The 2,545-nt window shown below is 62.0% G+C and carries 2 protein-coding genes; both read left to right on the forward strand.

What is annotated here, in order from left to right:
- Positions 1–690 (forward strand): tyrosine-type recombinase/integrase (locus J5J06_06760; GenBank protein MCO6436770.1); only part of this gene is annotated, 690 nt, incomplete at its 5' end.
- A gap of 109 nt (positions 691–799) precedes the next feature.
- Entirely contained in the window at positions 800–2,320 is a 1,521-nt protein-coding gene (locus J5J06_06765; protein ID MCO6436771.1) for a serine hydrolase, read from the forward strand.
- Positions 2,321–2,545 lie beyond the last annotated feature (225 nt).

The following is a 2,545-nucleotide window of genomic DNA, read 5'->3' on the forward strand; positions in this document are numbered from 1 at the left end:
GCGCTCCTGCAATGCACGCCGAACCTCAAGCAACGTACCTTCCTGATGACGCTCTACGCGGCCGGCCTGCGCTTCTCCGAAGCCGCCGAACTGCGGATTCGGGACATCGACAGCCAGCGGATGCAACTGAACATCGCCGGGGGCAAGGGATGCAAGCAGCGTCTGGTGCCGTTCACGCCTCACGTCCTGCGCCACTCGTACGCCACGGGTCTCCTGGAGGCGGGAGTGGACCTGCCGACGATCAGCCGCTTGCTGGGTCACGCCAGCGTCAGCACGACGATGGTCTATCTGCACGTGCGGCGACCGGCACTGTCCACCCTGCAGCGGCGCCCGGCGAGCGGAGTGGGTGGACGGCCACGCTCGGCTACTGCTGGAGGGAGTGCATTACTTTCAGGTTGTGTTTACGCTGCCGGCGGAACTGTCGTCGTTGGCGTTGGGGAATCGGCGGGCGATCTATCAGGATCGGTGCGCGCGGTTGCTGGGCGCGGCCGACGTGGCCGACTTCCCAAAGGCTACCGGCACTTTGGAGGACCAGTGCCACTGTCCATCCTGCGGCGGCAGATTGCAACTGGTGCTAATGGAAACTCGGCGGAGTTGGCGCGACGTCCTGAATTCGCCGGTCGCTCCCATCTGGTACCGGCCCCGAAATCCCTTGCGACCACCGGTCCCCGGCGGATAGAATTCGCATAGTCCGTGGCGCGGGGCCGCTCGGCGGGCGACATAGTTCGACGCCGACCTATCCGTCCGCATCCTGTCGCCGGATAGATCGCAATTCGTTCGGCGACACAAGGATTGCATCGTGAAGATCTCGAAGCTCGTCGGGCACTTCCTCTTGTTCGGCGCGCTGTGCTTGCCAATTGCCGCTGCACGAGCTGCCCCTGGTCGTGACCTGTTTGCCGGAATCGACCCGTATGTTCGCGAGGCGTTGGGAAAGTGGCAGGTTCCCGGACTGGCGATCGCGGTCGTTAAAGATGGCGAGATCGTTCTCGCGCGCGGCTACGGGGTTCGCGCGACGGGGACGGAGTGCCCAGTCAGCGCCGATACGCCGTTCGCCCTCGCTTCGGTTGCCAAGCCACTGCTGGCCACGGCCATTGCCATGCTTGTCGAGGAAGGAAAGGTGCGCTGGGATGATCGGGTCAAGAAGCATCTGCCGGAATTCGAGCTGGCGGAACCCTACCTGACGGAGCACGTCACACTGCGCGACCTGTTGTGTCATCGCACCGGCGTACGGCGGGCTGACCTGCTCGCATACGCAGCGGGTTTTGACGCGGCGGAGATCTTGCGCCGACTCAAATACCTGGAGCCAATCGCCGCATTGCGCACGCAGCACATTTACAACAATCACATGTACACAGTGCTAGGCGAGGTCGTGAATCGCGTTTCGGGCAAGCCGTGGGAAGAATTCGTCGTCGAACGCATCTTTCGGCCGCTGAAAATGAACTCGACCACAACAACGGTGGCGGCCGACGACTCCGAAATCGTTGCACTGAGGCATTGGCGAAGCGATCAGGGGATTGTCGCGCGTCCCGTCGATCACGATATGTACTCCACCGTTCGCGACATGGCGCAATGGCTCAGGATGGAATTATCCGAGGGAAGATTCGAAGGTCAGCAACTCCTCAAGGCGGAAACTGTCCGCGAAATGCACGCGTTGCAGTTTTCTATCCCCATCAAATCACCGCCGAAAAACAACGTCTACGCCGCCCAATTCCTGGGCAGCGGGCTCGGCTGGGACGTGCGTGATTATCGCGGTCGCAGGGTTGTCTCAAAGGGGGGCTCCTGGGGCGCGATGGTGGGGATGATGCCCGAAGAAGGGCTGGGCGTCGTCGTTCTGTCGAACCTCGATCTGGAATACCTTAGCGCGCTGTTGATGTACGACGTGTTCGATGCGTACCTGATCGGGCCAGAGATGGCATGGAATCAAGCCAAATGGGAAACCACCTGGCTCCGCAATGAACCTCCAGGCGCCGCTTACCGTCCCCGAGACGAAGCCAAAGCCCGGTTGGAAAAGGAACGCGTTGCCGATACGCAGCCCTCACTACCCCTAGAGAAATACGCCGGCTCGTACGATTCCAGACTCTACGGACCGTTGGTCGTGCGGCACGATCGCGGGCGACTGGCAGTGACGTTCGCCGGTTTCACGGCGGAGTTGTCCCACTGGCAAAACGACTCGTTTTACGCCCGAGCCCCCACACGGTTGACGTTCGACTGGCTGGTGACATTCGCAGCATCCGACCGCGGCGAGATCGCGAATGTTACCCTTACACATGTCGGCTGGGATACAGACGAGAAAGACCATACCTTCGTTCGAGGCAGTTGAGCCTGAAACGGAAAGGGCCGAATCGGGTAGCCGGGCGGGTTTCCCCGCCCGGCCCCCACACCACCTGGCATGCGGGTCCGCACCAGGCGGTTCGACGCAGGGGAGCAAGTTGCGCCCAGAGGGTCTTCAGGCTGAGTAGTCCTTGTGCTTGTAGCCAGGCGTTGGTCAGACCGACACCCGTGGCGATGGACTTGGCCATGTGCCAGGGGCCTTTCCGACTGCGGG

It is taken from the genome of Phycisphaerae bacterium, from assembly GCA_024102815.1.
Lineage (GTDB): Bacteria > Planctomycetota > Phycisphaerae > UBA1845 > UBA1845 > JAGFJJ01.